Annotated in this window: 18 protein-coding genes; 7 read left to right on the top strand and 11 right to left on the bottom strand. The window is 64.7% G+C overall.

What is annotated here, in order from left to right; all coding sequences use genetic code 11:
* Nucleotides 1-4: 4 nt before the first annotated feature.
* Nucleotides 5-1,156 (bottom strand): tRNA dihydrouridine synthase DusB, encoded by a 1,152-nt coding sequence (gene dusB / locus ACLBKS_RS00570; protein WP_410190855.1) that lies wholly within the window; start codon nucleotides 1,154-1,156, stop codon nucleotides 5-7.
* Between the two features lie 161 nt (nucleotides 1,157-1,317).
* Here dusB and ACLBKS_RS00565 point away from each other — a divergent pair, with 161 nt between their 5' ends.
* Nucleotides 1,318-1,854, top strand: coding sequence for a YqaA family protein (locus ACLBKS_RS00565; RefSeq protein WP_410190854.1), 537 nt, complete (start codon nucleotides 1,318-1,320; stop codon nucleotides 1,852-1,854).
* 23 nt (nucleotides 1,855-1,877) lie between these two features.
* Here ACLBKS_RS00565 and ACLBKS_RS00560 read toward each other — a convergent pair whose 3' ends face one another.
* From ACLBKS_RS00560 to ACLBKS_RS00550, 3 genes are read right to left on the bottom strand one after another with little or no spacing between them, the layout of a single operon-like run.
* The gene (locus tag ACLBKS_RS00560) at nucleotides 1,878-3,374 is read right to left on the bottom strand and encodes a tripartite tricarboxylate transporter permease (protein WP_410190853.1); all 1,497 of its coding nucleotides are present in this window, start codon (nucleotides 3,372-3,374) and stop codon (nucleotides 1,878-1,880) included.
* A gap of 15 nt (nucleotides 3,375-3,389) precedes the next feature.
* The gene (locus ACLBKS_RS00555) at nucleotides 3,390-3,950 is read right to left on the bottom strand and encodes a tripartite tricarboxylate transporter TctB family protein (RefSeq protein WP_410190852.1); all 561 of its coding nucleotides are present in this window, start codon (nucleotides 3,948-3,950) and stop codon (nucleotides 3,390-3,392) included.
* Nucleotides 3,950-4,924 (bottom strand): Bug family tripartite tricarboxylate transporter substrate binding protein, encoded by a 975-nt coding sequence (locus tag ACLBKS_RS00550; protein WP_410190851.1) that lies wholly within the window; start codon nucleotides 4,922-4,924, stop codon nucleotides 3,950-3,952. The genes ACLBKS_RS00555 and ACLBKS_RS00550 overlap by 1 nt, the downstream gene beginning before the upstream one ends.
* A 111-nt stretch (nucleotides 4,925-5,035) precedes the next feature.
* Between ACLBKS_RS00550 and ACLBKS_RS00545 the strand changes: the two genes are divergently transcribed.
* The 3 genes from ACLBKS_RS00545 to ACLBKS_RS00535 all read left to right on the top strand — a co-directional run bounded on the left by ACLBKS_RS00545 (nucleotide 5,036) and on the right by ACLBKS_RS00535 (nucleotide 8,504).
* Nucleotides 5,036-5,755 carry a response regulator transcription factor gene (locus ACLBKS_RS00545; protein WP_410190850.1) on the top strand — a complete coding sequence of 240 codons (720 nt, stop codon included), beginning with the start codon at nucleotides 5,036-5,038 and terminating at the stop codon, nucleotides 5,753-5,755.
* Nucleotides 5,752-7,143: a sensor histidine kinase gene (locus ACLBKS_RS00540; protein ID WP_410190849.1), complete on the top strand. Its 1,392-nt coding sequence runs from the start codon at nucleotides 5,752-5,754 to the stop codon at nucleotides 7,141-7,143. Before ACLBKS_RS00545 ends, ACLBKS_RS00540 begins: the two co-directional genes overlap by 4 nt.
* Before the next feature lie 134 nt (nucleotides 7,144-7,277).
* Entirely contained in the window at nucleotides 7,278-8,504 is a 1,227-nt protein-coding gene (locus ACLBKS_RS00535) for an MFS transporter (protein ID WP_410190848.1), read from the top strand.
* A gap of 61 nt (nucleotides 8,505-8,565) precedes the next feature.
* Here ACLBKS_RS00535 and ACLBKS_RS00530 read toward each other — a convergent pair whose 3' ends face one another.
* Both ACLBKS_RS00530 and ACLBKS_RS00525 read right to left on the bottom strand, forming a co-directional pair.
* On the bottom strand, nucleotides 8,566-9,075 hold the full coding sequence (locus tag ACLBKS_RS00530) for a GAF domain-containing protein (RefSeq protein WP_410190847.1): 510 nt from the start codon (nucleotides 9,073-9,075) through the stop codon (nucleotides 8,566-8,568).
* Nucleotides 9,076-9,274: 199 nt separating this feature from the next.
* Nucleotides 9,275-9,988: an NAD(P)-dependent oxidoreductase gene (locus ACLBKS_RS00525; protein WP_410190846.1), complete on the bottom strand. Its 714-nt coding sequence runs from the start codon at nucleotides 9,986-9,988 to the stop codon at nucleotides 9,275-9,277.
* A 137-nt stretch (nucleotides 9,989-10,125) separates the two neighbouring features.
* Between ACLBKS_RS00525 and ACLBKS_RS00520 the strand changes: the two genes are divergently transcribed.
* From ACLBKS_RS00520 to ACLBKS_RS00510, 3 genes are all read left to right on the top strand, one after another.
* A complete protein-coding gene (locus ACLBKS_RS00520) occupies nucleotides 10,126-11,103 on the top strand; it encodes an AraC family transcriptional regulator (RefSeq protein WP_410190845.1) in 978 nt (325 codons plus the stop codon).
* 92 nt (nucleotides 11,104-11,195) lie between these two features.
* Entirely contained in the window at nucleotides 11,196-12,554 is a 1,359-nt protein-coding gene (locus ACLBKS_RS00515; RefSeq protein WP_410190844.1) for an MBL fold metallo-hydrolase, read from the top strand.
* Between the two features lie 78 nt (nucleotides 12,555-12,632).
* A complete protein-coding gene (locus ACLBKS_RS00510; RefSeq protein WP_410190843.1) occupies nucleotides 12,633-13,214 on the top strand; it encodes a restriction endonuclease in 582 nt (193 codons plus the stop codon).
* Nucleotides 13,215-13,254: 40 nt separating this feature from the next.
* Here ACLBKS_RS00510 and ACLBKS_RS00505 read toward each other — a convergent pair whose 3' ends face one another.
* The 5 genes from ACLBKS_RS00505 to ACLBKS_RS00485 form a co-directional block, all read right to left on the bottom strand.
* On the bottom strand, nucleotides 13,255-16,425 hold the full coding sequence (locus ACLBKS_RS00505) for a type I restriction endonuclease subunit R (RefSeq protein ID WP_410190842.1): 3,171 nt from the start codon (nucleotides 16,423-16,425) through the stop codon (nucleotides 13,255-13,257).
* A gap of 129 nt (nucleotides 16,426-16,554) precedes the next feature.
* Nucleotides 16,555-17,964, bottom strand: coding sequence for an ATP-binding protein (locus ACLBKS_RS00500; RefSeq protein WP_410190841.1), 1,410 nt, complete (start codon nucleotides 17,962-17,964; stop codon nucleotides 16,555-16,557).
* Nucleotides 17,961-19,130 carry an SIR2 family NAD-dependent protein deacylase gene (locus tag ACLBKS_RS00495; protein WP_410190840.1) on the bottom strand — a complete coding sequence of 390 codons (1,170 nt, stop codon included), beginning with the start codon at nucleotides 19,128-19,130 and terminating at the stop codon, nucleotides 17,961-17,963. Before ACLBKS_RS00495 ends, ACLBKS_RS00500 begins: the two co-directional genes overlap by 4 nt.
* On the bottom strand, nucleotides 19,130-20,533 hold the full coding sequence (locus tag ACLBKS_RS00490) for a restriction endonuclease subunit S (RefSeq protein WP_410190839.1): 1,404 nt from the start codon (nucleotides 20,531-20,533) through the stop codon (nucleotides 19,130-19,132). The genes ACLBKS_RS00495 and ACLBKS_RS00490 overlap by 1 nt, the downstream gene beginning before the upstream one ends.
* On the bottom strand, nucleotides 20,523-22,280 hold the full coding sequence (locus ACLBKS_RS00485; protein ID WP_410190838.1) for a type I restriction-modification system subunit M: 1,758 nt from the start codon (nucleotides 22,278-22,280) through the stop codon (nucleotides 20,523-20,525). The genes ACLBKS_RS00490 and ACLBKS_RS00485 overlap by 11 nt, the downstream gene beginning before the upstream one ends.
* Nucleotides 22,281-22,297 lie beyond the last annotated feature (17 nt).

The following is a 22,297-nucleotide window of genomic DNA, read 5'->3' as shown; positions in this document are numbered from 1 at the left end:
GGACTCACACGGACGCGTCGACCTCCACGGGTCCAGGCAACACGGCATCCGCCGCTGGCAATCGGTCCATCACCGCGCCCAGCTCATCAAAATAATCCGACACGGCCTGCCATTGGGCACGGCTGTCTTCCAGGCCATTCATGTGGGCCCGGAAAGCCTCGCCGCCCGGCAGCCCGCGCACGTACCAGCCGATGTGCTTGCGCGCGCTTCGAACGCCTGTGTTCGTTCCCGGTTGCACGCCCGTGCTCGCGGTCGACGCGGCCGAGAGCGTTTCGGGGCCCGCGGCCAGGCTCGCGCTCCAGCGGTCGTCACCGTAGAGCAGGTAGTGCTCCTGCAAGTGGTCCAGCAACAGGCGTTTGACTTCGGCGACCAAGGGCGGCGCGAGGTGCTCACCCGTGGACAGGTAATGCGCGACCTCGCGGAAGATCCAGGGGCGCCCCTGGGCCGCGCGGCCGATCATCACCGCGTCGGCGCCCGTGTGGACCAGCACGGCACGCGCCTTTTCGGGCGAGGTGATGTCGCCATTGGCCACGACGGGCACCTGCACGGCGGCCTTGACGGCGGCAATCGTGTCGTACTCAGCCTCACCGCCATAACCTTGCTCGCGCGTGCGGCCGTGCACGGTCAGCATGCGAATGCCCGCGCCTTCAAAGGCACGGGCCAGCGTGACCGCGTTCTTGTTCGACTGGCACCAGCCCGTGCGCATCTTGAGCGTGACGGGAACCGCATGTGGCTCGCAGGCGGCGACCACGGCCTCGGCGATCTCCAATGCCAGCGCTTCGTCCTGCATCAGCGCCGAGCCCGCCCATTTGTTGCAGACCTTCTTGGCCGGGCAGCCCATGTTGATGTCGATGATCTGCGCGCCGCGCTCGATGTTGTAGACCGCCGCCTCGGCCATCATGGCGGCGTCCGTGCCGGCGATCTGCACCGCGATGGGCCCAGGTTCGCCGCTGTGGTCGGCGCGGCGGCTGGTCTTGAGGCTGTTCCACAGCTCCTTGCGCGACGTCACCATCTCGCTCACCGCGTAGCCCGCGCCCAAAGCCTTGCACAGCTTGCGGAAAGGCCGGTCCGTCACGCCCGCCATAGGCGCGGCGAACACGTTGTTCGGCAGCAGGTGCGCGCCGATGCGCACGCCGGAAACGAGGCCGGGGTTCATGCGGGAAGAGGAAAAAGGGGCCGGAGAGGGCGAAGACGAAAGGGGCGGATTCTAGCTGCTCAAATTTTCAGCAGTTGGAATCGCGCCCGCAAGCCGTCTCAAGACCTTCGTTGATCTCGCTTTCCCTTACTGGCGCTTACGTGCTTTCTATACTGCGCCCCATGATGGAGCAATTCAATATGGCGCTGCAGCAAATGCTGGGTTGGCTGGCACTGCCGGAGTTCGGCCTCAGCACGCTGTTCGTGATCGCCTTCATTTCCGCCACCCTGTTGCCCATGGGTTCCGAACCGGCGGTAGTGGGCCTGCTGCACCTGAACCCCGACTTGTTCTGGCCCGCGATGTTCGTGGCCACGGCGGGCAACACCCTCGGCGGCGCACTGAATTGGTGGCTGGGCTACGGCACCCACCGCGCCGTGGACCGGCTGCGCCATCATGATGGCGAGGACCTGCGCGCCCAGGCGAGCGCGAAATCTCCCGCGCACCTGCGTGCTTTGGGCTGGCTGGAACGCCTGGGGCCCAAAGCCTGCTTGCTGTCTTGGTTGCCGGTCGTGGGTGACCCGCTGTGCGCGGTGGCGGGCTGGCTCAAGCTGCCCTTCTGGCCCTGCGTGGCCTACATGGCGGTGGGCAAATTCCTGCGCTATGTGACGATGACGGCAGCGCTGTTGTGGCTGATCCCGGAATCGCTCAAGCTGCTCTGAAGGCCCGAACGTTCCGGTCCTGATCAAGCGCTCATGCGGCGCCGGGCCAGGCGCCACAGCGGCGGCGCGAACAGCAGCACCAGGGCCACGGCCATCAGCGTGCCCGACAACGGGCGCGTGAAGAAGGTGAACCAATCGCCTTGGCTGATGATCAGCGCCTGCCGCATGGACTGCTCGGCCATGGGCGCGAGGATCAACCCAACGATCAGCGGCGCAGCGGGGAAGTCAAAACGCCGCATCACGAAGCCGATGAGGCCGAAGACGAACAACAAGCCGACGTTGAACACCGAGTTGCTGGCCCCGTAGACGCCCGCGATGGACACGATGATGATGCCCGCGTAGAGCCAGGGTGGCGGGATCTTGAGCAGCTTGACCCACAAGCCCACCAGTGGCAGGTTGAGGACGAGCAGGATCACGTTGCCGATGTACAGGCTGGCGATCAGCGTCCACACCAGGGCGCCCTGCTGCGTGAAGAGCTGCGGGCCGGGCTGGATGCCGTAGCCCTCGAAGGCCGACAGCATGATGGCCGCCGTGGCCGAGGTTGGGATGCCCAGGGTCAGCAGCGGCATCAGCACACCCGCCGCCGCCGCGTTGTTGGCGGCCTCGGGCCCGGCGACGCCTTCGATGGCGCCCTTGCCGAACTCCTCCGGGTGCTTGCTGAGCTTGCGCTCCGTGTAGTACGACAGCATGGTCGGCAGCTCGGCGCCACCGGCCGGCATCGCCCCGATGGGGAAACCGTAGAACGCGCCGCGCAGCCAGGCCTTCCAAGAACGTCCCCAATCCTGTCGACTCAGACGCAGGCTGCCGCTGAGCTTCATCACCTCGGCATTGCGCGACTCACGCCCTTGCCAGGCCAGGTACAAGGCCTCGCCGACAGCGAACAGACCCACCACCACCACGGTGACTTCCAGTCCGTCCAGCAGCTCGGCGCGACCGAAGGTGAAACGCGGCTGACCGGTCTGCAAGTCGATGCCCACCAAGCCCGCCAGCAAACCGAGAAAGAGACTGATCAACCCACGCAGCACGGAGCTGCCCAGCACGGCCGACACCGCGACCAGCGACAACACCATCAGGCTGAAGTATTCCGCCGGGCCAAAGGCCAAGGCGGCCTTCACCACCCAGGGCGCGAAGAAGGTCAGCGCGAGCGTGCCGATGGTGCCCGCCACGAAACTGCCGATGGCGGCAGTCGCCAGCGCCTGGCCCGCGCGTCCGCGCCGCGCCATCTTGTTGCCTTCCAGTGCCGTCACCACCGAACCCGATTCACCCGGTGTGTTGAGCAAGATGGAGGTGGTCGAGCCCCCATAGGCCGCCCCGTAGTAGATGCCCGCGAACATCACGAACATGCTGGTCGCTGGCACCTGGTAGGTCAGCGGCAGCAGCAGCGCGATGGTCAGCGCCGGGCTGATGCCCGGCAGCACGCCCACCAGCGTGCCTAGAAAACAACCCGCGAAACCCCAAAGCAGGGTCGTGGGCTGCAGCGCGCTGGCAAACCCGGCCAGCAGGGCCTCGAATCCTTGCATGCTTGCTCCGAAAAATCAGGCCGCGACGGCGTCGGCGGCCAAGTTCGTCCCGGGCCAGCTGAATGCCGGGCCCAAGCCCACGCCCAGCAAATAGGCCAGCACGAACCAGAAAAAGGCGGCGATGCCCAGACAGATCAGGGCCGAGCGCCAGGCGGAACGCCCGATGACGGGCGCATCGAAGGCGCGCGCCACGCCCATGCCGCACAGGGCGGCGGGGATGATGAAGCCCAGCGCTTGCACCAGGGCCATGAAGAGCACACCGCCCCCCAGCAAGAACATCAAACGCCGGTCCGCGCCGGGCAAGGGCTCGTGGTCCTCGATCTGGCTGTCGTCCACTTGGCGGCCGCGCCAGGCACTCCAGCCGTAGGCCAGGGCCAGCACGGCCAGCATGGCCACCACCATCCCAGGCACCAACACGGGGCCAACGGCCATCTGGATCATGGACTCGGGTATGACAGTGACTTGCCAGGCGGCGGCGGCGGCCAAACCGCCCAGCAAGACCGCCAGGAGGAAGGGCGTGAAGCGTGCACGCCGCTTGGCGCTGTTGCGCGTGGGGGTGGCGGTGGACGCGGACATCAGGCCAGCCCCAGGTCCTTCATCACGGCCTCGGTGGCGCGGATGTCTTCGGCCAGTTGCTTGTCGAAGGCAGGCGCGGTCAGGAAAACGTCCGTCCACTTGCGGGTTTCGAGTTCCTTCTTCCAGGCCTCGGAAGCGTGCAAGCGCGTCATGAAGGTCACCAGGGCGTCACGCTGCTCGTTGCTGATGGCCGGGGGCGCGAACACGCCGCGCCAGTTGGCCGCCGTCACGGGCACGCCCAACTCGCTCAGGGTCGGCAGGTTCACGCCGGGGATGCGCTTGTTACCCGAGACGGCCAGCGGGATCAGTCGTCCGCCGTTGATGTGTTCCTCGAATTCGGAGTAGCCAGAAATGCCCGCCACCACCTGCCCGCCCAGCAGCGCGGCGTTGGCTTGGCCCCCGCCGGAGAACGCCACATAGGCCGCCTCGCGCGGGTTACGACCCAGGGCTTGGATGATGAGCCCAAGCAGCACATGGTCCGTGCCGCCCGCGCTGCCACCCGCCACCGGCACGGCACGGGGATTGGCCTTGAGCGCGGCTTCCAGCTCCTTCCAGGTCTTGATCGAGCCGCTGGCGGGCACGGCCACCACACCGGCTTCTTCCGTCAATCGCGCGATGGGCGTGACGTTCTTCATCGTGACCGGGCTCTTGTTGGCAATGGCCGCGCCCACCATGACGGAGCCGCCCACCATCAGGTTGTCGCCCTTGCCTTTGCGCTGGTTCACGTAGCGCGGCAGGCCCACCATGCCGCCCGCGCCAGCGACGTTTTCGAAGGGCATGTTGCCCACCAGGCCCGCGGCCTTGGCGGCGCGCTCGATGGCGCGCGCCGTGCCGTCCCAGCCGCCGCCCGGCGCGGCCGGCACGAACATATTGAGGTTCTCGAACAGGGGCTTGCCCTGGGCCCAAACGGGCAAGGCCAGGCCGGCACCGGCGGCCAGACCCAGGCCGAGGAATTCACGTCGCTTCGATTGCATCGTCGTCTCCTGTGTAAGAATCAAAAAAGCTTTGCAGGACCCTGCCCGCAGGCCCGGGATTCTGAACCTCTGGCCAAGTCCAGGCTTTCAAACACCTGTCAGAACCCCCCGGTGCATACCCTGACATCCCGCCTCCTCCTCGTCGAAGACACCCCTGATCTGGCGCTGTGGCTGGGCACGGCCCTGCGCCAAAGCGGCGCGGAGGTGGCATTCGCGCGGGATGGCGACGAGGCCCTGGCCTTGTTGCGCGATGGCGACGCCTTCGATGCCGTGCTGCTGGACCTCAACCTGCCGGGCCGAGACGGCCTGTCGGTACTGCAGGAACTGCGCGAAAGCGGCAACGCCGTGCCCGTGATGATCTTGACTGCGCGCGCCAGCGTCCCCGACCGCGTGCTGGGCTTGAACCTCGGCGCGGACGACTACCTGCCCAAGCCCTTTGACCTCAGCGAACTGGAAGCGCGGCTGCACGCCCTGCTGCGCCGACCCGGGCGCATCAAATCGGCGCGACTGCGCCTGGGCCCCTTGGAGTTGGAGCGCGAGTCGGGCCAAGTCACGCTCAACCAACAGGTGCTGGCCCTGACCCCGCGCGAAACGGCGGCTCTGCGCGTGCTGTTGGAACATCCAGGCCGCGCCGTCGGCAAGGAAGCCCTGCACCGAGCCGTGTTCAGCGACGAGGCCGCCGAACTCGAAGCGGTGGAAGTCTTGATTCACCGTCTGCGCAAGAAGCTCGACACCGCGTCCCGACCCCCAGACCCCCCGGCCCCCACGGTCAGCACCATCCGCGGCCTGGGCTACCTGCTGACGCTCAAGGACGCCAAGCGCGCCGCATGAACGGGACCGCCTCGCTGCGCGCCCGCCTGCTGGGCTGGATCTTGCTGCCGCTGGTGGGCCTGAGCGCGCTCAACGCCTGGGTCAGTTACGGCAACGCGGTCGACGCCAGCAACGAGGCCTACGACCGGGCGCTCTACCTGGCCAGCCGCGCGCTGGCCGAGGAACTGTCCTGGCGCCAGGGTGGCCTGCAGCTGCAAGCGCAACGCGCGGCCGGTTACCTGCTGGAGAACCACACCGGCTCGCGCTTGTACTACCGCATCGCGGACGCCCAGGGCCATTGGCTGGCCGGGCAGGACGATCTGCCGGGCCCCACGGGCGCCGTACCGATGCAGGTGCACTACCACGCCCTGGTGCAGTTCGACGACATTCAATTTCGCGGACTGCCCGTGCGCCTGGCTCACCTCACCCATGTGCTGGAGGACGAAAGTGGGCAGGCCCTCATCGTCAAGATCAGCGTGGCGGAGACGCTGGAGACTCGGCAACAGATGGTGCGGCACATCCTGCGCGACACGCTGAGCCAGCAAGCACTGCTGCTGCTGGCCGCGGCGCTGCTGGTGGTGGTGGGCGTGCAGCGCGGCATCCGGCCTCTGGAGAGCTTCCGCCAACGGCTGGCGCAGCGCGCGGACGATGACCTCGCCCCCATCGAGCCCCCCGGCCTGCCGCGGGAACTGCACCCCTTGGTGCAAACGCTCAACACGTACCTGACTCGGCTGGGACGGCTGATCGACATTCGCAAGCGCTTCCTCGACAACGCCGCGCACCAGCTGCGCACGCCACTCACGGTGTTGAAGACCCAGCTGACGCTGGCTGAACGCGACACCACTTCGGACCGTGCCGCGCTGCTGAGCGCCGCGCGCAAGACCACGGACGATGCAGTGCGTCTGACCGAACAGCTGCTGGCGATGACGCGCGCCGAGCATGCGCCCGAGATGCAATCGCACCAGCCGGTGGACCTGGTGGCACTGGCGCAGCAGGTCACACAAGACTTCTTGCCGCGCGCCCTGCAACGCGGTGATGACCTCGGTTTCGAGGCGTTGGTGGTGGCTTGCACCGTGCAGGGCTCGGCCGCGCTGCTGCAAGAAGCCCTGGGCAATCTGCTGGACAACGCCTTGCACCATGCACCGCCCGGCACCCGTGTCACGGTGCGCGTGGGGCCAGGCTGGGTCGAGGTGGAAGACAGCGGGCCGGGCATCGCCCCCGAACACCAAGCCCATGTGTTCGAGCGCTTCTACCGCGCCGCGCCCGCCGAGGTGCGGGGCAGCGGCCTGGGCTTGGCCATTGCGCGCGAAATCGCCAAGCAGCACGGCGCGCAGCTCAGCCTGCGCAGCCCCCTGCCCACTGGGCCGGGCACGGTGTTTCGCATGGCGTTTGATGGCCATTCGGGCTGAAGCCCCATCGCTGCCCACGCAAGCCCTGCGGCGGCCGAGGCAACACGCACGACCCTCTGCCCGCACAGGCCCCCACCGGCCCCCACTCGCCCGCACAGACTCAGACTGAAAGCCTCATACTGCCCACCCTTGCCATGACCGAATCCAGCCCTTCCCCCTCCCACGCCAGCTCGGCGCCCTCCGCCGCAGCGGCGCTGCGCGCCCTGCTGTTCGGCAACTTCGTGATCGGCGCGGGCGTGATGGTGGTGCCCGGCACGCTCAACGACATCAGCGCCTCGTTGGAGGTGTCCATTCCCCAGACGGGGCTGTTGATCACGGTGGGCGGCGTCTTGATCGGCGTGGGCGCGCCCCTGGCCGCAGGCTTGGTGGCGGGCTGGGACCGCCGCCGGCTGCTGGCGCTCTCCTTGCTCTGGTACGGCGTCTTCATGGCGGCCAGCGCCTGCGCGCCCAGCTACGGCTGGCTCTTGGTGCTGCGCGCCCTGGCCATGATGCCGCCCGGCATCTTCACGCCCCAGGCGGCGGCCAGCGTGGGGCTGCTGGTGCCCCCGTCGCAGCGCGGACGCGCCATCACCACCATCTTCCTCGGCTGGTCCCTGGCCTCGGTGCTGGGCATGCCGCTGTCGGCCTGGATCGGTGGCGCCCTGGGTTGGCGCTGGGCCTTCGGGCTGGTGGCGCTGCTGGCCTTGGTGGGCGCGGTCTGGGTGTGGCGTGTGCTGCCGAATGGGGTGCGCCCGCCCGCGATCTCACGCCAGGGCTGGGCACAGACCCTGCGTTCTCCGGCGCTGATGGGCGTGGTGGCCGTGACGCTGTTCTATTCCTTCAGCCAGATGACGCTGTTCGCCTACTTCGCGCCGTACCACGAGCAAATGATGGGCATGGGCGCGACCGCGCTGGCACTGCTGCTGCTCTGGTTCGGCGTGTTCGGGCTGGCGGGCAACATGCTCTTGTCGCGCCACATCGACCGCGTGGGACCTTCGCGCGCCGTCGCCATCACGTTGACGGGCATTGCACTCAGCCTGGCGCTGTGGCCGTTGAGTCGCGCTTTCGGTGCGCCCTCTTTCTGGCTGCATGCGCTGATCGCACTGCCTTGGGCCTTGTGTGGCTTCGCGTGCAATTCAGCGCAGCAAGCGCGCTTGGTGCAGCTGGCGCCCGCGCTGGCCTCGGCCACGATCGCGCTCAACTCGTCAGCCATCTATGCCGGGCAGGCCCTGGGCGCGGCGCTGGGCGGCAGCCTGATCGCTCAGGGGCTGCTGGCCCATCTGCATGTCTTTGGCTTGGGGCTGGTCTTGATGGGGCTGGGTGTCAGCCTGTGGGCCAGCCGACGTGCGGGTGCGGGTGCGGGTCAAACCGCAGCGAGCTGATTGCGCAACGCTCGTCAAATCCAGCGCGAACGGATTCGGGTTCTGACGCTAGGGTACTGAGTTATCGCGTCCAGTCCGTGCCCGCCACCAGCGTGGCCACCATGCGCGTGAGGCCCTGGGCGTCGATCTCATCGAAGCGGGCCAGTTCGGGGCTGTCCAAGTCGAGCACGCCAAGGAACTGATCCCCGGCGCGCAGCGGCAGCACCAGCTCGGAGCGTGAAGCGCTGTCGCAGGCGATGTGGCCAGGGAAGGCCTCCACGTCCGGCACGATCTGAACTTGCCCGCTGGCGGCGCAGGTGCCGCACACGCCCCGGCCGAAGGGAATGCGCACGCAGGCCACCTTGCCCTGGAAGGGGCCGAGCACCAGGGTCTCGCCCTGGGCCAGGTAAAAGCCCGCCCAGTTCAAGGCAGGCAGGGCCTGGTAAAGCAGGGCGGAAAACTGCGCCAGGTTGGCGATGCGGTCCCGCTCGCCTTCCAGCAGGCTCTGGAGTTGGGCGTTCAGGGTGTCGTAGGCCGCACGCTTGGCGGCCGGGGTAGACATGTCGAGGTTGTCGGCGACGGTGAAGCTCATGGAGTCTTGGGTTCGGTATGCGTTTGCTGGGTGCCTGCGCGCCTGAAGACGCGCGGCAAGGGCAGCACTGAGTGTGGCAGAGAACACCGCGTATTTTCTTGACGGCCCCACGTGTTTTGCTGCGACATGGGGGTTCTGGCTGACGGCACGCCGGTGGACCGGATGCTTGAGCGGTTGGCGCTGCAAACGAAGCAAGCGCTCAGCGCGCCTGCGGGCGACCGCGCGCCGAACGATCCGCGGTGGTGTTGCGTTCTGGCGCATGGGAGGAAAGCGCCACCGATGCCCCCACGTACTGGTCGTTCAGCGCCGCATCCGCCAGAAATTCGCCCACTTGCTGGCGCGACACCTTCATGCTCTGGTAGTCACCTTGGGAGGAAGCGAATGCGGGCTCCGACACAGCGTCGTCGGTGAGGTTCACGGGTTGCACCAGCACCCAGTCCAGCCCGCTGTCGCGCACGGCGTCCTCCTGCCGCCCGGTGTCGCGGATCTGAGGGCGCAGCATCAAGGCAAACACCAGCTTGATCATGAACGGCAGTCGGCCCTCCGTCGCACCCACGCCGTAGCTGGTCTGCACCACGAGGCGGCGCACGCCGTGGCGGTGCATGGCCTCGATCACATGGCGTGTGCCACGTGAGCGCACGTCCATGGCGGTATGGGCGCTGCCCAGCAGGCGCACGCGCAAAGGGTTTTCGCGTATGCCCAGGGCCACCACCACGGCGTCGTGGCCCGCCATGACACGGTCAATGTCTTCAAAACGCGTGGCGTCGCCGGCCACTTTGCTCAACGGGCCATGGAGAGGCGGCAGTGCATCAGGATGGCGGGCAAAGGCGGTGACCTGCGCCCCCTTGGCGAGCAGACTGCGGGTGACAGCGAGGCCGGATCCGCCGGTGGCGCCGATGACGAGGACTTTCATGGGAATCTCCAAAAGGATCAAATGAGACGCCCAGTTTGCTGGCGCAAGGGCTGCAAAACAACGTTCAAAACAGCGGGTTTCATGATCATTCGTCCATAACACTTGGACAAATGGCAGGTTTGCAGCACAGTCGCCGCATGACACCCGACACCCTTGACCGCTTCTGCGACCCCCTGGGCGAGGCCTTGCACCAACTGCGCATGAGCGGCGTGTTCTATTGCCAGTCGGCGCTCACGGCGCCCTGGGGTGCGCACCTGCCAGCCATGCCGGGCTGCCTGCTGATCCACCTGGTGACGCGGGGCCGCTGCTGGCTGAGCACCGACAGCGGCGAGGCGGGCGGGCGCTGGCTGCAGGCCGGTGATTTCGCGCTGGTGCCGCATGGTCTGGGCCACAGCATTCAAAGCGATCCGCAGACGGCCACGCCCGATCTGTTTGAGCTGCCCCGGGAGCTGGTGAGCGACCGTTTCGAAATTCTTCGCAGCGGCGGCGGAGGGGAAGCGACCCAGATGGTGTGCGCTGCGGTGCAGCTGGATCACCCTGTCGCGCCTCAGCTGCTTTCCTCCTTACCGCCGGTGATCTGCATTGAGGCCGCCGGGCTCACGCCTGACGACTGGTTGCCTTCCCTGCTGCGCCTGATGGCGGATGAAGCTCGGCAGATGCGGGCCGGTGGTGAAGCGGTGATCACGCGGCTGGCCGACATTCTGGTGATTCAGGCGATCCGGCATTGGGTGCAGCACGACGCCACCGCGCAGTCCGGCTGGTTGGGGGCTTTGAAAGACAAGCGCATAGGTCGGGCCATGGCGATGATCCACAGGGACCCCTCCCGGGACTGGAGCGTGGCCTCGCTGGCGCAGGCATCGAGCATGTCGCGCTCGGCCTTTGCCCAGCGCTTCACGGCACTTGTGGGCGTGCCCGCCATGGAGTACCTCACCCGTTGGCGCATGAACCTGGCGCAGGCGTGGCTGTCTCAGGGCTTGAACATGGCCGAGGTGGCGGCGCGTACCGGCTACCAGTCCGACGTGGCGTTTGCGCGGGCGTTCAAGCGCGTGCAGGGCGCCACGCCGGGCAGCTTGAGGCTGCACGCTCGGCACGCAGAAGCAGGCAACAGTGCTTGATCAGGCCCGGAAAGACGGCCGTGACCACCGAGACCTCCTATGATCGACTCGGCTTGTCCGATGCACACACACGCGGTCACCGCGCGGAACAAATGAAACTCACTTTCCTGGGCGCCGCCGGCACCGTGACCGGCTCGCGTTATCTGTTGGAACACGAGGGGCGGCGCTTGCTGATCGATTGCGGCCTGTTCCAGGGCTACAAGAACCTGCGCGAATTGAACTGGGAGGACTTCCCCTTCGACCCCGAGAAGCTGGACGCGGTGGTGCTGACCCATGCGCACTTGGACCATTCCGGTGCCCTGCCCCTGCTGCTGCGGCGCGGCTTTCGCGGCCCCATCCACGCCACCCCCGCCACCATCGAGCTCTGCCATCTGCTGCTGCCCGACAGCTGCCATTTGCAGGAAGAGGACGCGGCCTACGCCAATCGGCACGGCAGCAGCAAGCACCACCCGGCCCTGGCGCTGTACACCGAAGAGGACGCGCGGCACAGCCTGCGTTACCTGCGGCCGCTGGACTTTGGCGTGAGGGAGGAAGTGCTGCCCGGCCTGCACGTCACCCTCGCGCCCGCAGGGCACATCCTCGGCGCGGCCCATGCGACCTTCTCGGACGGCCGCACCAAGCTCCTGTTCTCGGGTGACCTGGGTCGCGAAGACGATCTGATCATGCAGCCGCCCACACCGCCCGGAGCGGTGGACTGCATGGTGGTCGAGTCCACCTACGGCGACCGCGTGCACCCGACCGTGGACAACCAGGCTCTGCTGGGCGACATCATCCAGCGCACGGCCAGCCGGGGCGGCAGCGTGGTGATCCCGGCCTTCGCGGTCGGACGCGCGCAGGCCCTGCTGGTGCTGATCGCGCGGCTCAAGGCCCGCCAAGCCATCCCCGATCTGCCCGTCTTCCTGGACAGCCCCATGGCCATCGACATGACGGGCATCTACCAGCGCCACCACCATTTGCACCGGCTGAGCCCGGAGGACAGCCAGCGCATGTTCCGCGTTGCGCGGATGGTGCGCACCACGGACGAATCCCGCGCGCTCAACGAGGTGCGTTACCCCTGCGTCATCATCTCGGCCAGCGGCATGGCCACGGGAGGCCGGGTGCTGCACCACCTCAAGCGCCTGGCACCGGACCATCGCAACACCCTCGTGCTGGCCGGCTACCAGGCCGGCGGCACCCGCGGCGCGCGCATCGCTGCGGGCGAGAAGAGCATCCGCATCTTCGGGCAGGAGGTGCCCCTGAACGCCGAAGTCACCAGCCTGCCCGGCATGTCAGCCCATGCCGACGCGCCGCAACTGCTGCGCTGGATGGGCAGCGCGCCCCAGCGGCCCAAGCAGGTCTTCCTGACCCACGGCGAACCCGAGGCGGCCGACCAGCTGCGCCAGCGCATCGAGCGGGAACTGGGCTGGACCGCGAGCGTGGCGCGCATGGGGCAAGGGGTGGTGCTGGGCTAGGGAAATTCGAGTGGGCGTTAGTGGATGCGCTACGCTCTCGCTCCCGCAAAAAACACGGAGTCCCTCTTGAAGCTAAAGATGGCGAAGAACTCGCTGTTCGCGATCCTGCTGCGCTCGCGCTGGTGGATCAGCCTGTTGATCGGCCTGCTGCTGACACTGGTCAGCGTGGCCCTGCTGCCCGACGAGGTCCGCGTGGTGGGCGCGCTGTCAGGCCTGCCTTTCTTCGTGATCGCCATCATGGCGGCGATCCGCCAATGGGGGCGGCCCAGCCCCGAACGCGTGGCACAAATCCAAGACGCCATCGCCGCCCTGAGCTGGCCCGCCTTCGCCAATCTGCTGGAGCAGGCATTCGTGCGCGAGGGCCACACGGTGCAACGCGGCAAGACGGAGGACTTCGATTTCGAGCTGGAGCGCCAGGGACGACGCACCCTGGTCAGCGCGCGCCGCTGGAAATCGGCGCGCACGGGCGTGGAAAGCCTGCGCGCGCTGCAGGCGGCGCGCGAGGCCCGCACGGCCGACGAGGCGCTGTACATCGCCCTGGCCCCGCTCAGCGAGCAGGCCCAGCCTTACGCGACTGCACAGGGGATCCAGGTCTGGCAGGCGGAGGAATTGGCGCTGGCGCTGCGGGATATGCAGATAGTCAAGAGCAAAGGCCGTTAGGCCATCACCATTTCCACACGGCTTGGGCAGACCGGTCGTTTCATACCGCCCAAGTACTGGAAAGCTGCTCCGCCTGTTGGAGCACCAGCTCCACGGCCTGGGGCTCCTGATCGGGCGGGTATTTCCATTTTTGCAGGCAACGCCGCACCAGGATGCGCAGCTTGGCGCGGACACTCTCGCGCACCTGCCAGTCAACCGTGGTGCTGGCGCGCAACTTCTCGGTGATCTCGATGGCGATTTTTTTCAAGACTTCATCGCCCAACTTGCGCACGGCGCTCTCGTTGTTGGCCAGTGCATCGTAGAAGGCGATCTCATCGTGCCCCAGGCCGAGACTGGCTTCGCGCTCCAGCGTCGCCTGGAACTCCTTGGCCATCTGGATCAACTCTTCAACCACTTGAGCGGTTTCAATCGCGCGGTTGTGATACTTGCGCAAGGTTTCCAGCAATCGCTCACCATACTTCTTCTCTAGAACCACGTTGTTGCGGGCACGGGCCTTGATTTCGTCGCGCAGCAACTTTTCCAGCAACTCCACCGCCAGATTGCGACTCTCCATCTGGCGCACATCTTCCAGAAACGCGTCGGATAACAAACCAATGTTGGGCTTGTCCAGCCCAGCCAAGGCGAACACATCGGCTACCCCATCCGCGATGATCGCGTTGTCCAGGATTTGCCTGAGCGCGCTGTTCTTCTCGGCATCACTGCGTTTCCTGTCCACGGTCGTGAACTTGGTGATCGCGGCCTTGATTGCTGAAAAGAACGCGATCTCCTTGCGGAGCGAGGCAGCCTCGTCCAACGTCCCACACAGCGAGTACGCCTCGCCAACGGCCACCATGGTGTCTAGAAAGCGCGTCTTGCCGTCTTTCAACGCCAGGATGTGATTGGCGACAGGCACCAGCAACTGGACGGCGTTGGTTTCGAACGCGCTGTAGTCGCAGCCCTTCATCAGGCCGCGCACGATGCCCAGTTTCTCGAACAACACGGCCAGCGCCTCGGCCGCGCTTCTTGTTGGGTCGCCCTTGCCCTTGGCCTCGGTGTACGTCTTGAGCGCGGCCTTCAGCTCGTTGGCAATGCCGATGTAATCCACCACCAGACCGCCAGGCTTGTTCTTGAAAACCCGGTTGACGCGAGCAATGGCCTGCATCAGGTTGTGCCCTTTCATGGGCTTGTCGATGTACATCGTGTGGCAGCAAGGCGCATCAAAACCCGTCAGCCACATGTCGCGCACGATCACAATTCGCAACGGATCCATGGCGTCCTTGAAGCGCGCTTCCAACCGCCTCTTCACCTGCTTGCTGTACAGATGCGGTTGCAACAAGGCCTTGTCGGCGGCTGAACCGGTCATGATGATCTTGATGGCACCTTGCTCAGGGTCGGTGCTGTGCCATTCGGGCCGCAGAGGCGGATGCTCTTTGTCCCCCACGCAAATGGCGTTGTAGAGCTGAACGCAGATGTCGCGGCTCATGCAGACGATCATGGCCTTGCCGTCCACCACGGACAGGCGTGCCTCGAAGTGGTGGATCAGGTCGCGCGCCACCTGCTGCAGCCGGGGCGCCGAGCCCACCAACTTCTCCAACGCCGACCACTCGCTCTTGGTTTTCTCACGGCTGGCGATGTCCTCTTCGTCCTCGACCACCTCTTCCACCTGCGCGTTGAGGGTGTCGATCTCGGCTTGATTCACATCCAGCTTTGCCAGACGGCTTTCGTAATAGATGGGCACCGTCGCGCCATCGTCCACCGCATCCTGGATGTCATAGATGCTGACGTAGTCACCAAACACCGCGCGCGTGTCCTTGTCTTCCAACGCGATGGGCGTGCCGGTGAAACCGATGAAGGTCGCATTCTTGAGCGCATCGCGCAGGTGCTTGGCGTAACCGAACACGTACTTGCCCGTCTTGGTATCCAGGCGCCCTTTGGTGCCGTACTGGCTGCGGTGGGCCTCGTCCGAAATCACCACGATGTTGGAGCGACCAGACAGCAGCGGGTGGGCCTCTTCACCTTCCAGCAAAGCGAACTTCTGCACCGTGGTGAAAATGATCCCCCCCGCCTCGCGCGACACCAGCATCTCGCGCAGCTCGTCGCGCCCCCCGGCCTGAACCGGGGTGGTCTTGAGCAGGTCAGTCGCCGCGCTGAAGGTGGCGAACAACTGGCCGTCCAAATCGTTGCGGTCGGTCACCACCACCAGCGTGGGGTTCTTCATTTCGGGTTGCTGCAGCAGCTTGCCCGCGTAGCAGGCCATGGTAATGCTTTTGCCCGAGCCCTGGGTATGCCACACCACGCCCGCTTTGCGAGAGCCTGGTCTGACCTCCTTGCCATAGATGGCGCGCTCTTCACGCACTTCCAGCAGGCCCTTGTCCACATCTCGCGAGGCGATCACCGTGGCGCGCACTGCCTCGCGCACCGCGTGGAATTGGTGGTAGCCCGCGATCTTCTTGCTGATGCTGTCGCCATCCTGCTCGAAGAGCACGAAGTGGCGCAGGTAGTCCAAGAACAACTCGGGCTTGAAGAATCCACGCACCACGGTCTCGAGCTCCATCTGCAGACGCGGGCGGTCGTCTTCGTTGGCGACTGTGCGCCAGGGCAGCATGCGCTCCGCGTTGGCGGTGAGGGATCCGACTCGCGCAGTCCAGCCGTCGCTGACCACCAGGGCGGCGTTGCAGTTGAACAGGTCGCTGATTTCTTCCTTGTAGGTCTGCAATTGATTGAAGGCGTCCCACACGTCCGTCTGCTCGTTGGCGGGATTTTTCAGCTCCACCACCGCCAACGGCAGACCGTTGACGAACGCGATCACATCCGGACGGCGCAACTGCTTGCTGCCTGTGATGGTGAACTGGTTCACCACCAAGAAGTCGTTGTTGCTGGGATGCGCGAAATCGATGAACTGCACCAGATCGGTCTTTTTCTCGTCGCCCTGCGCAAACTCCACCATCACGCCGTTCAACAACAGGCGGTGCACGCTTCGGTTGCGCACGATCAGCTGCGGTCCACCTGCCGTCTGCAAGGCATGCGCAGCCTGCTCCAGGGCTGCAGGTGGCAAGTGCGGGTTGATCCGAGTCAATGCGCTCAGCAGGCGCTCGCGCAACACCACCTGCCGGTAGTCAGTGCGCTCCGGCGTGCTACTGTCGGGGGCGACGTCCGGGCCATGCGCGAGGCGCCAGCCCGTCTCCTGGAACCAGGCCAGGCAGAGCTCTTCGAGTTGTTGTTCATTCAGCATATCGGCCTCCCCTGGCCACGCTGCACCGCCGAGGCACCCGGCCAGTTTGCGATGAAATAAGAAATCCTCGGCAAATCAACGACTTGCCTACACCTGGCGCCCCGAGCCGGGCTGCCGATGAAATGACCACTACGCCCATGCCGGGATGTAGCGCGCATAGCGCCGCGAGTCTGGCGCGTTGGGGTCCATCTTTACCAGTCCCTGCTCCAGGGTCGCCGTGATGATCTGCGACACCGTGTTGCTGCTGCCCTCGGGCAAGCCAAAACGCTCCCGCAGCGACTGGTTGGTCATCTGCCGGCGCAGCACGTACTGCAGCACGCAATGCTGGTAGCAGGCCCGCACCCGGTCGCCGCCGTTCATGTCGCGGAAAGCACGTGGCCCGTGGATCACCACGATCGTGCGCCGGTGACTCGTCAAGAACTCGGGGGCCGGCAACTGCATCAACTCGGCGGCCTCGATCACCCGATCAATGCCGCTGCTCTTCTCCTCGCAGATGCCGAACCGCCGCATCAGGTCCGCCAGCCGCTCGTTGCGGGACTGGTAGCCGTCGATGAAGCGCTCCACCGGCACGATGGGCTCGCCCGGGTTGGATATCTCCACGCGGTTGCTGAACACCTCCACCACCGGCGAGGCACCGCCCATGTCGAAATCCTGGTGGATCAGTGCATTGGCCAGTAGTTCCCGCACCACCACCTCCGGCAGCAGCTTGACCTCCTTGCGGATGGCTCCTTCGATGACCTCGTTCTGCGGCAATTTGCCCATCACGTACTGCACCAGCCCCGCAAAACCCACGGCGTAGCCCTTCTCGCCGGTGACGTCGGAAACGGTCTGCATCTTGGACTCGCCCGCATAGACGATCACACGCGCCGCCTTGCGGCTGATGTCCTGGAACTGCCGCATGTTCTTGGCCAGCAGCACCGCGCCGATGCGCAGGATGTTGAAGCCCGCCGCGCTGCGCTCGATCAGGCGCTCGTCCAGCAAGCGGGCCAGCACGCCCGCCTGGTCGGTCGGGTAGGGCAGGCGCATCAGTTCGAAAAAGGTTTGGGTGTCCAGCCACTGAACCACGTCCTGGGCAGACACGTCCGTCAGCGCCGGGTTCTCCAGCCAACCCGGCTGGCCTTCCGCAAAGATCTTGCGCAGCTGGTCCTCGCTCATCGGCACCAGCTCTTCCCCCGAGCGCATCAGGTAAGCGCCGTCGTGGTGGTAGGCCGTGCCTTTGGGACGCGCAGGAATGCTGAACACCAGCACCCGCCCCTCCGGGTGGGCCACCGCCTCCACATCCACGCGAAAGCCCAGCCAATGGAACAGCTTCTCGGCAATGTCCTGCGTGTCAGGAAAGGCCTGGCTACCCACCACCGGGCGCGGCGGCTTGTCTGCAATGCCCAGCACCAGGTGCCCGCCGCCCTCGTTGGCGATGGCGACGCAATAGCGGCACAGCTTGGTTGTGTCGTACTGATTCCGCGCCTCTTTGAACTCCAGACGCTGCGTTTCAGACGCCACGCTGCGCCACAAGTCGATTTGCTCTGCCGAGATGCTCATCCAAACACCACCTGTCTGCGCGCCACCGCAATGGCGAGTCTGAGAATCTGCTCCAGCATGCCATGGTCCGGCTTGCCATCGGCATCCGCAGGCGCGGCGTACCACAGCGGCCGAATCTTCAGTTGCAACAAGCGATCTTCCTTGCGGGCGCGTTCTTGCGGCGAGGGTGGTTCATCCAGCAGCGCAAAGTGGTCCGGCACTTCAAACGCGCCCTCAACCACGACGGACTTGAACAGGTCCAGGGTCTTGTCTTGCTCCAGGCTGCACCCCAGGAACAACAGCGAGTGGCTGATGAAAATCTGCCGCAACGCCCTGGGCAATTGGTTCTGGAACGCGAAAGGCGCTCCGCCCGCCCCGCCATACGCCGCTTGGTACTGCGCCTGGGTGAACACATGGGTATTCGCCTGACCCGCGTCACCATGCAGTTTCAGAATGCAGCGCTCGCCGCGCAAAAGCCGCTGCACGAAGTTGTTGCCCGCTTGCGTGCCGTGCATGTAGCCATCCAGCGGCTGCCCCTTCTCTCGAAACAGGTCCTCGATGACCGTGTCGAAATTGGTGGTGACGATGCAGCCCTTTGCCAGTTCGGGCAGCAGCGTGACCGGCCCATCGACCACACCGCGCTGACGAAACTCGGTCTTGATGAAATGCTGCACCTGCTGGGCCGCGGCGTCATGCAGCACTTGGGCGGCTTGCAGGTAGTCGTACTGCGCCATCATGGGCTCGATGTCCTGCACGTCCAGGCCCTTGAGCTTTTGCGCGATCTTGCGCAGGGCCTCGCCCCACATCGGATAACCGCAGGGTTTGGAGAGCCCCGCGCCGACAAAGGGCGCGATGCGCCCCACCCGCAGGGCATCCACCAGGTCAAGAAAGACCGCTAGCTGGTCTGACTGCTGGATGAAAGCCGACGCGACTTCGTGCTGATCGACCTGGCGTTTCCCTTCCCAGTGATCCAGCTCATCCAGGTAGGCGTCGCGTTCCACCCAGTACAGGGCATCGCTGACCTTGACCAGGTATTCGTGCTCCGGGTCGCGCAGGCTCTTGAACGACAGCGGCTCGGCCTCGTCCAGCACCGCGTTGAACTCCTCATTCGACGAGTACGCCGCCTGCAAGGCCTCCTCGACCTTGTCCACAATGAGCTTGTTGTCACGGAGCTTTTGGATGTCCATCAGGCGGCCCCGGCGGATTCGGCGAGTGCTTCGACGGACAGCTCACCAGAGAGGAGTTTGGGGAGGAGGGTGTCGCGGAGTTCGGAAAGGGACCTATTTTGAGAATTCAGGCTCGCGATGTGAGCGTAGTTCGGTCTGACATTTTCTGAAAAGGCAATCATTAGAAGCCCATCTGGACATGGAAACCTCCAACCCATGATGGCATCTTTGTCTCCGCGAGGCATCTTGGCGCCCTTAGCAGTGCGCGTCATGAACTCAAAGAATGCGTCTTGGTACATCAGGTTGTACGCGAACTCAGCCCATTGATAGTCGGTGGGTTCAAATGCCAGCACGTCCGGTGATCGTCCGCCGTTAAAGCGGGCAATCCAAAGTTTCTTGAAATACGGGCGAATGTTGGAGACAAGAATCTGCCCTGCTTTGAAACTCGGGACTACGGCCACAGACGGCAGCGAGTTGGCGCGGGTGATGCCAGCCCTGTTCTCAAGCATGTTTTCAGTGGAGATGTAGAGGTCTTCGGTCAATGACGAGACCTCAGTCTTGCCGCTCGCAAATTGAGTGATGTCAGCCAGGGGCCTGAAAGCCCACCCCTTCGGAATATCCCCCAACTCCGACGCTTCCATCTCATCAGGAAACAGCGCAGCCGTGGCGGCGAGTTGTTCGTATTGCTCGGGCGGCAAGGCGTCGAGTTCGGCATCAGGTTTGCCGCTGATGGCGCTCATCGCAGCGCGCAGCGGGTCGCGGCCTTCGGCCTTGGCGGCGATCTTGGCTTTGACAGGGTCGAAATCGACAAACCAGGATTGGAAGATGGCTTGCGCCATGGCTTCGAGGGTTTGGTTGATGCGGCGGTTGAGGCCGATTTTGGCATCCAAGGAATCCAACACCCTTACGACACTTTCCTGAACCGCCAGCGGGGGGAGCCGGAATGCGTGCTTCTTGAGCTGGCCAAGATTGAACCCAGGAACCGCTGCACCAATCCCATTGGAAAGAATCTCGTGCTGCTTTTCAGGGCTTGAAAAGACGTAGTAGAGAAACTTGGGGTCAACCTTCGTGGCGTCGACGGTCAACTTCATCTGCTTGTTGGAGACAACGTACTCAGGGTATTTCGACTTGGCGTGAATGAGCCCAACCTGATTGATGGTGCCCCAGCAGGTGAAGACCAAATCACCCCTCTTTGCTACCGACCGCCTGAACTCCTTCGCTTTGTCAAAGGAAACAAAAGCAATCTCTTCATCTATCAGTTTGACCCCAACATCTGCGCTCAGATTCGAGCCACGGATAACAGGAACACCAGAAGAGGTGAAGAACTTTGAAGAAATCGAGGAACCAAACGGTCCTGTCGACAGCGCATTCGGATCATTTGCAGCAATCTCTTCTACGCGAACTTCTGGCCAGTCAGAACTCATAGCCCAACCCTGCCAAGTTCTTCTTGATTTCCTGTTCCAGCTTCGCGCTCTCCGCAAACTGCTCCGCCAGCTGCGCAGTCAGCCGGGCCATCTTGTCGGCAAAGACTTCGCTGTCGTCTTCCTGCTCCTGCGCGCCCACATAACGCCCCGGCGTCAGCACAAACTCGTGCTTGCGGATGTCGGCGAGCGACGCCGCGTAGCAGAAGCCCGGCACATCGGCATAGCCCTCCCCTTGCTGCCAGGCATGGAAGGTGTCGGCAATCTTCTGGATGTCATCCAGCCTGAAGTCACGCAGCACGCGGTCTTTCATGTAGCCCATCTGGCGGGCATCGATGAACAGGAACTGCCCGCGCCGATCGCGCTTCTTCTGGTCGAGATTGAATCCGTTGGCCTTGTCCTTGGTCAGGAACCAGATGCAGGCCGGGATCTGCGTGTTGGTGAACAGCTGGCCGGGCAGGGCCACCAAGCACTCCACGTAGTCGCGCTCCACCAGCTGCTTGCGTATCTCGCCTTCGTTGTTGGTGTTGCTGCTCATGGAACCGTTGGCCAGCAGCAGGGCCATGCTGCCGGTGGGGGCCAGGTGGTAGAGCATGTGCTGCATCCAGGCAAAGTTGGCGTTGCCCTGCGGCGGCGTGCAACCGGGCAGCCAGCGTGGGTCGTTCTCGAGCTTGGCGCTCCACCACTCCTTCATGTTGAAGGGCGGGTTGGCCATCACATAGTCGGCGCGCAGGTCGGGGTGCAGGTCGTTTTGCAGGGTGTCGCCGGGCTGGCCACCAAAGTTGAAGTCCAGGCCACGGATGGCCATGTTCATGGCGGCCAGCTTCCAGGTGGTGGGGTTGCTTTCCTGCCCGTAGACGCTGATTTGCCTGTTGCGTTCTTTCTTGTTGACGTGTTGCTTGGCGTGGTTGTCGATGAATTCATCGCTCTGCACGAAGAAGCCGCCCGATCCCATGGCCGGGTCGTAGACCCGGCCCTTGAAGGGCTGCAGCATCTCGACGATCAGCGTGACGATGCTCTTGGGCGTGTAGTACTGGCCGCCTTTCTTGCCCTCGGCCAGCGCGAACTGACCCAGAAAGTATTCGTAGACATGGCCAAGGATGTCTTTGCTCTTGAGGCTCAGCACCTGCCCGTTGTAGGTGGGTTGGCTGAAGTTGGTGTCCGAGAAGTGGGCGATCAGGTCGGCCAATTTTTGGCTGTCGATCTGGGTGCGCGCGAAGTCTTTGTTGAGCACGTTCTTGAGCTGGGTGTTCTCCCGCTCCACGGCCTCCATGGCGTTGTCGATCAGCCAGCCCACGGTGCGCATCTTGTCCGGCACCATCTCCAATTCGCCCGCCTCGTTGCGCACGTAACGGCCGTCACTGTCACGCTTGGGCACGTTCCAAGGCAACTCGCTGCCGGGCGGTAGCTGGGCCAAGTCACGCAAGGTCTGCCAACGCGCTTCAAACGGCACCCAGAAAACGTTTTTCTCCGTGTAGTAGTCGCGCACCTCCAGCTCGGCGGCAACGCGACTGTCGTAATCCCCTTCATAGTCCTCCGGGGCCATGTAGTACTCGTGCTCGGGGTTTTGAAATTGCAGGCGCAGTTCCCGCTGCCGCTCTTCCAAGGCGTCGGAAACGTACTTCAGAAAAATCAGGCCCAGCACCACATGCTTGTAGACCGAGGCATCCAGGGACGAGCGCAGCTTGTCGGCGGCGGTCCAGAGCTTCTTTTCGAGTTCGTTGAAAAACTGTTGTTCGATGGGGTTCATTCGGGGGTCTCAACGGC

Origin of the sequence: Hylemonella sp. W303a, assembly GCF_046452315.1 — a bacterium.
Taxonomy (GTDB): Bacteria; Pseudomonadota; Gammaproteobacteria; order Burkholderiales; family Burkholderiaceae_C; genus Hylemonella.
Note: the sequence above shows the minus strand (reverse complement) of the source record. Positions and strands in the feature narration are given on the sequence as shown.

What these genes read in the sequence shown, in the direction of transcription:
- ACLBKS_RS00540 (WP_410190849.1), top strand. Translation starts at nt 5,752, where the DNA reads ATGAACGGGACCGCCTCGCTGCGCGCCCGCCTGCTGGGCTGGATCTTG.
- ACLBKS_RS00535 (WP_410190848.1), top strand. Translation starts at nt 7,278, where the DNA reads ATGACCGAATCCAGCCCTTCCCCCTCCCACGCCAGCTCGGCGCCCTCC.
- ACLBKS_RS00500 (WP_410190841.1), bottom strand. Translation starts at nt 17,964, where the DNA reads ATGAGCATCTCGGCAGAGCAAATCGACTTGTGGCGCAGCGTGGCGTCT.
- dusB (WP_410190855.1), bottom strand. Translation starts at nt 1,156, where the DNA reads ATGAACCCCGGCCTCGTTTCCGGCGTGCGCATCGGCGCGCACCTGCTG.
- ACLBKS_RS00565 (WP_410190854.1), top strand. Translation starts at nt 1,318, where the DNA reads ATGATGGAGCAATTCAATATGGCGCTGCAGCAAATGCTGGGTTGGCTG.
- ACLBKS_RS00550 (WP_410190851.1), bottom strand. Translation starts at nt 4,924, where the DNA reads ATGCAATCGAAGCGACGTGAATTCCTCGGCCTGGGTCTGGCCGCCGGT.
- ACLBKS_RS00495 (WP_410190840.1), bottom strand. Translation starts at nt 19,130, where the DNA reads ATGGACATCCAAAAGCTCCGTGACAACAAGCTCATTGTGGACAAGGTC.
- ACLBKS_RS00510 (WP_410190843.1), top strand. Translation starts at nt 12,633, where the DNA reads ATGGCGAAGAACTCGCTGTTCGCGATCCTGCTGCGCTCGCGCTGGTGG.
- ACLBKS_RS00530 (WP_410190847.1), bottom strand. Translation starts at nt 9,075, where the DNA reads ATGAGCTTCACCGTCGCCGACAACCTCGACATGTCTACCCCGGCCGCC.
- ACLBKS_RS00505 (WP_410190842.1), bottom strand. Translation starts at nt 16,425, where the DNA reads ATGCTGAATGAACAACAACTCGAAGAGCTCTGCCTGGCCTGGTTCCAG.
- ACLBKS_RS00515 (WP_410190844.1), top strand. Translation starts at nt 11,196, where the DNA reads ATGAAACTCACTTTCCTGGGCGCCGCCGGCACCGTGACCGGCTCGCGT.
- ACLBKS_RS00485 (WP_410190838.1), bottom strand. Translation starts at nt 22,280, where the DNA reads ATGAACCCCATCGAACAACAGTTTTTCAACGAACTCGAAAAGAAGCTC.
- ACLBKS_RS00490 (WP_410190839.1), bottom strand. Translation starts at nt 20,533, where the DNA reads ATGAGTTCTGACTGGCCAGAAGTTCGCGTAGAAGAGATTGCTGCAAAT.
- ACLBKS_RS00525 (WP_410190846.1), bottom strand. Translation starts at nt 9,988, where the DNA reads ATGAAAGTCCTCGTCATCGGCGCCACCGGCGGATCCGGCCTCGCTGTC.
- ACLBKS_RS00520 (WP_410190845.1), top strand. Translation starts at nt 10,126, where the DNA reads ATGACACCCGACACCCTTGACCGCTTCTGCGACCCCCTGGGCGAGGCC.
- ACLBKS_RS00555 (WP_410190852.1), bottom strand. Translation starts at nt 3,950, where the DNA reads ATGTCCGCGTCCACCGCCACCCCCACGCGCAACAGCGCCAAGCGGCGT.
- ACLBKS_RS00560 (WP_410190853.1), bottom strand. Translation starts at nt 3,374, where the DNA reads ATGCAAGGATTCGAGGCCCTGCTGGCCGGGTTTGCCAGCGCGCTGCAG.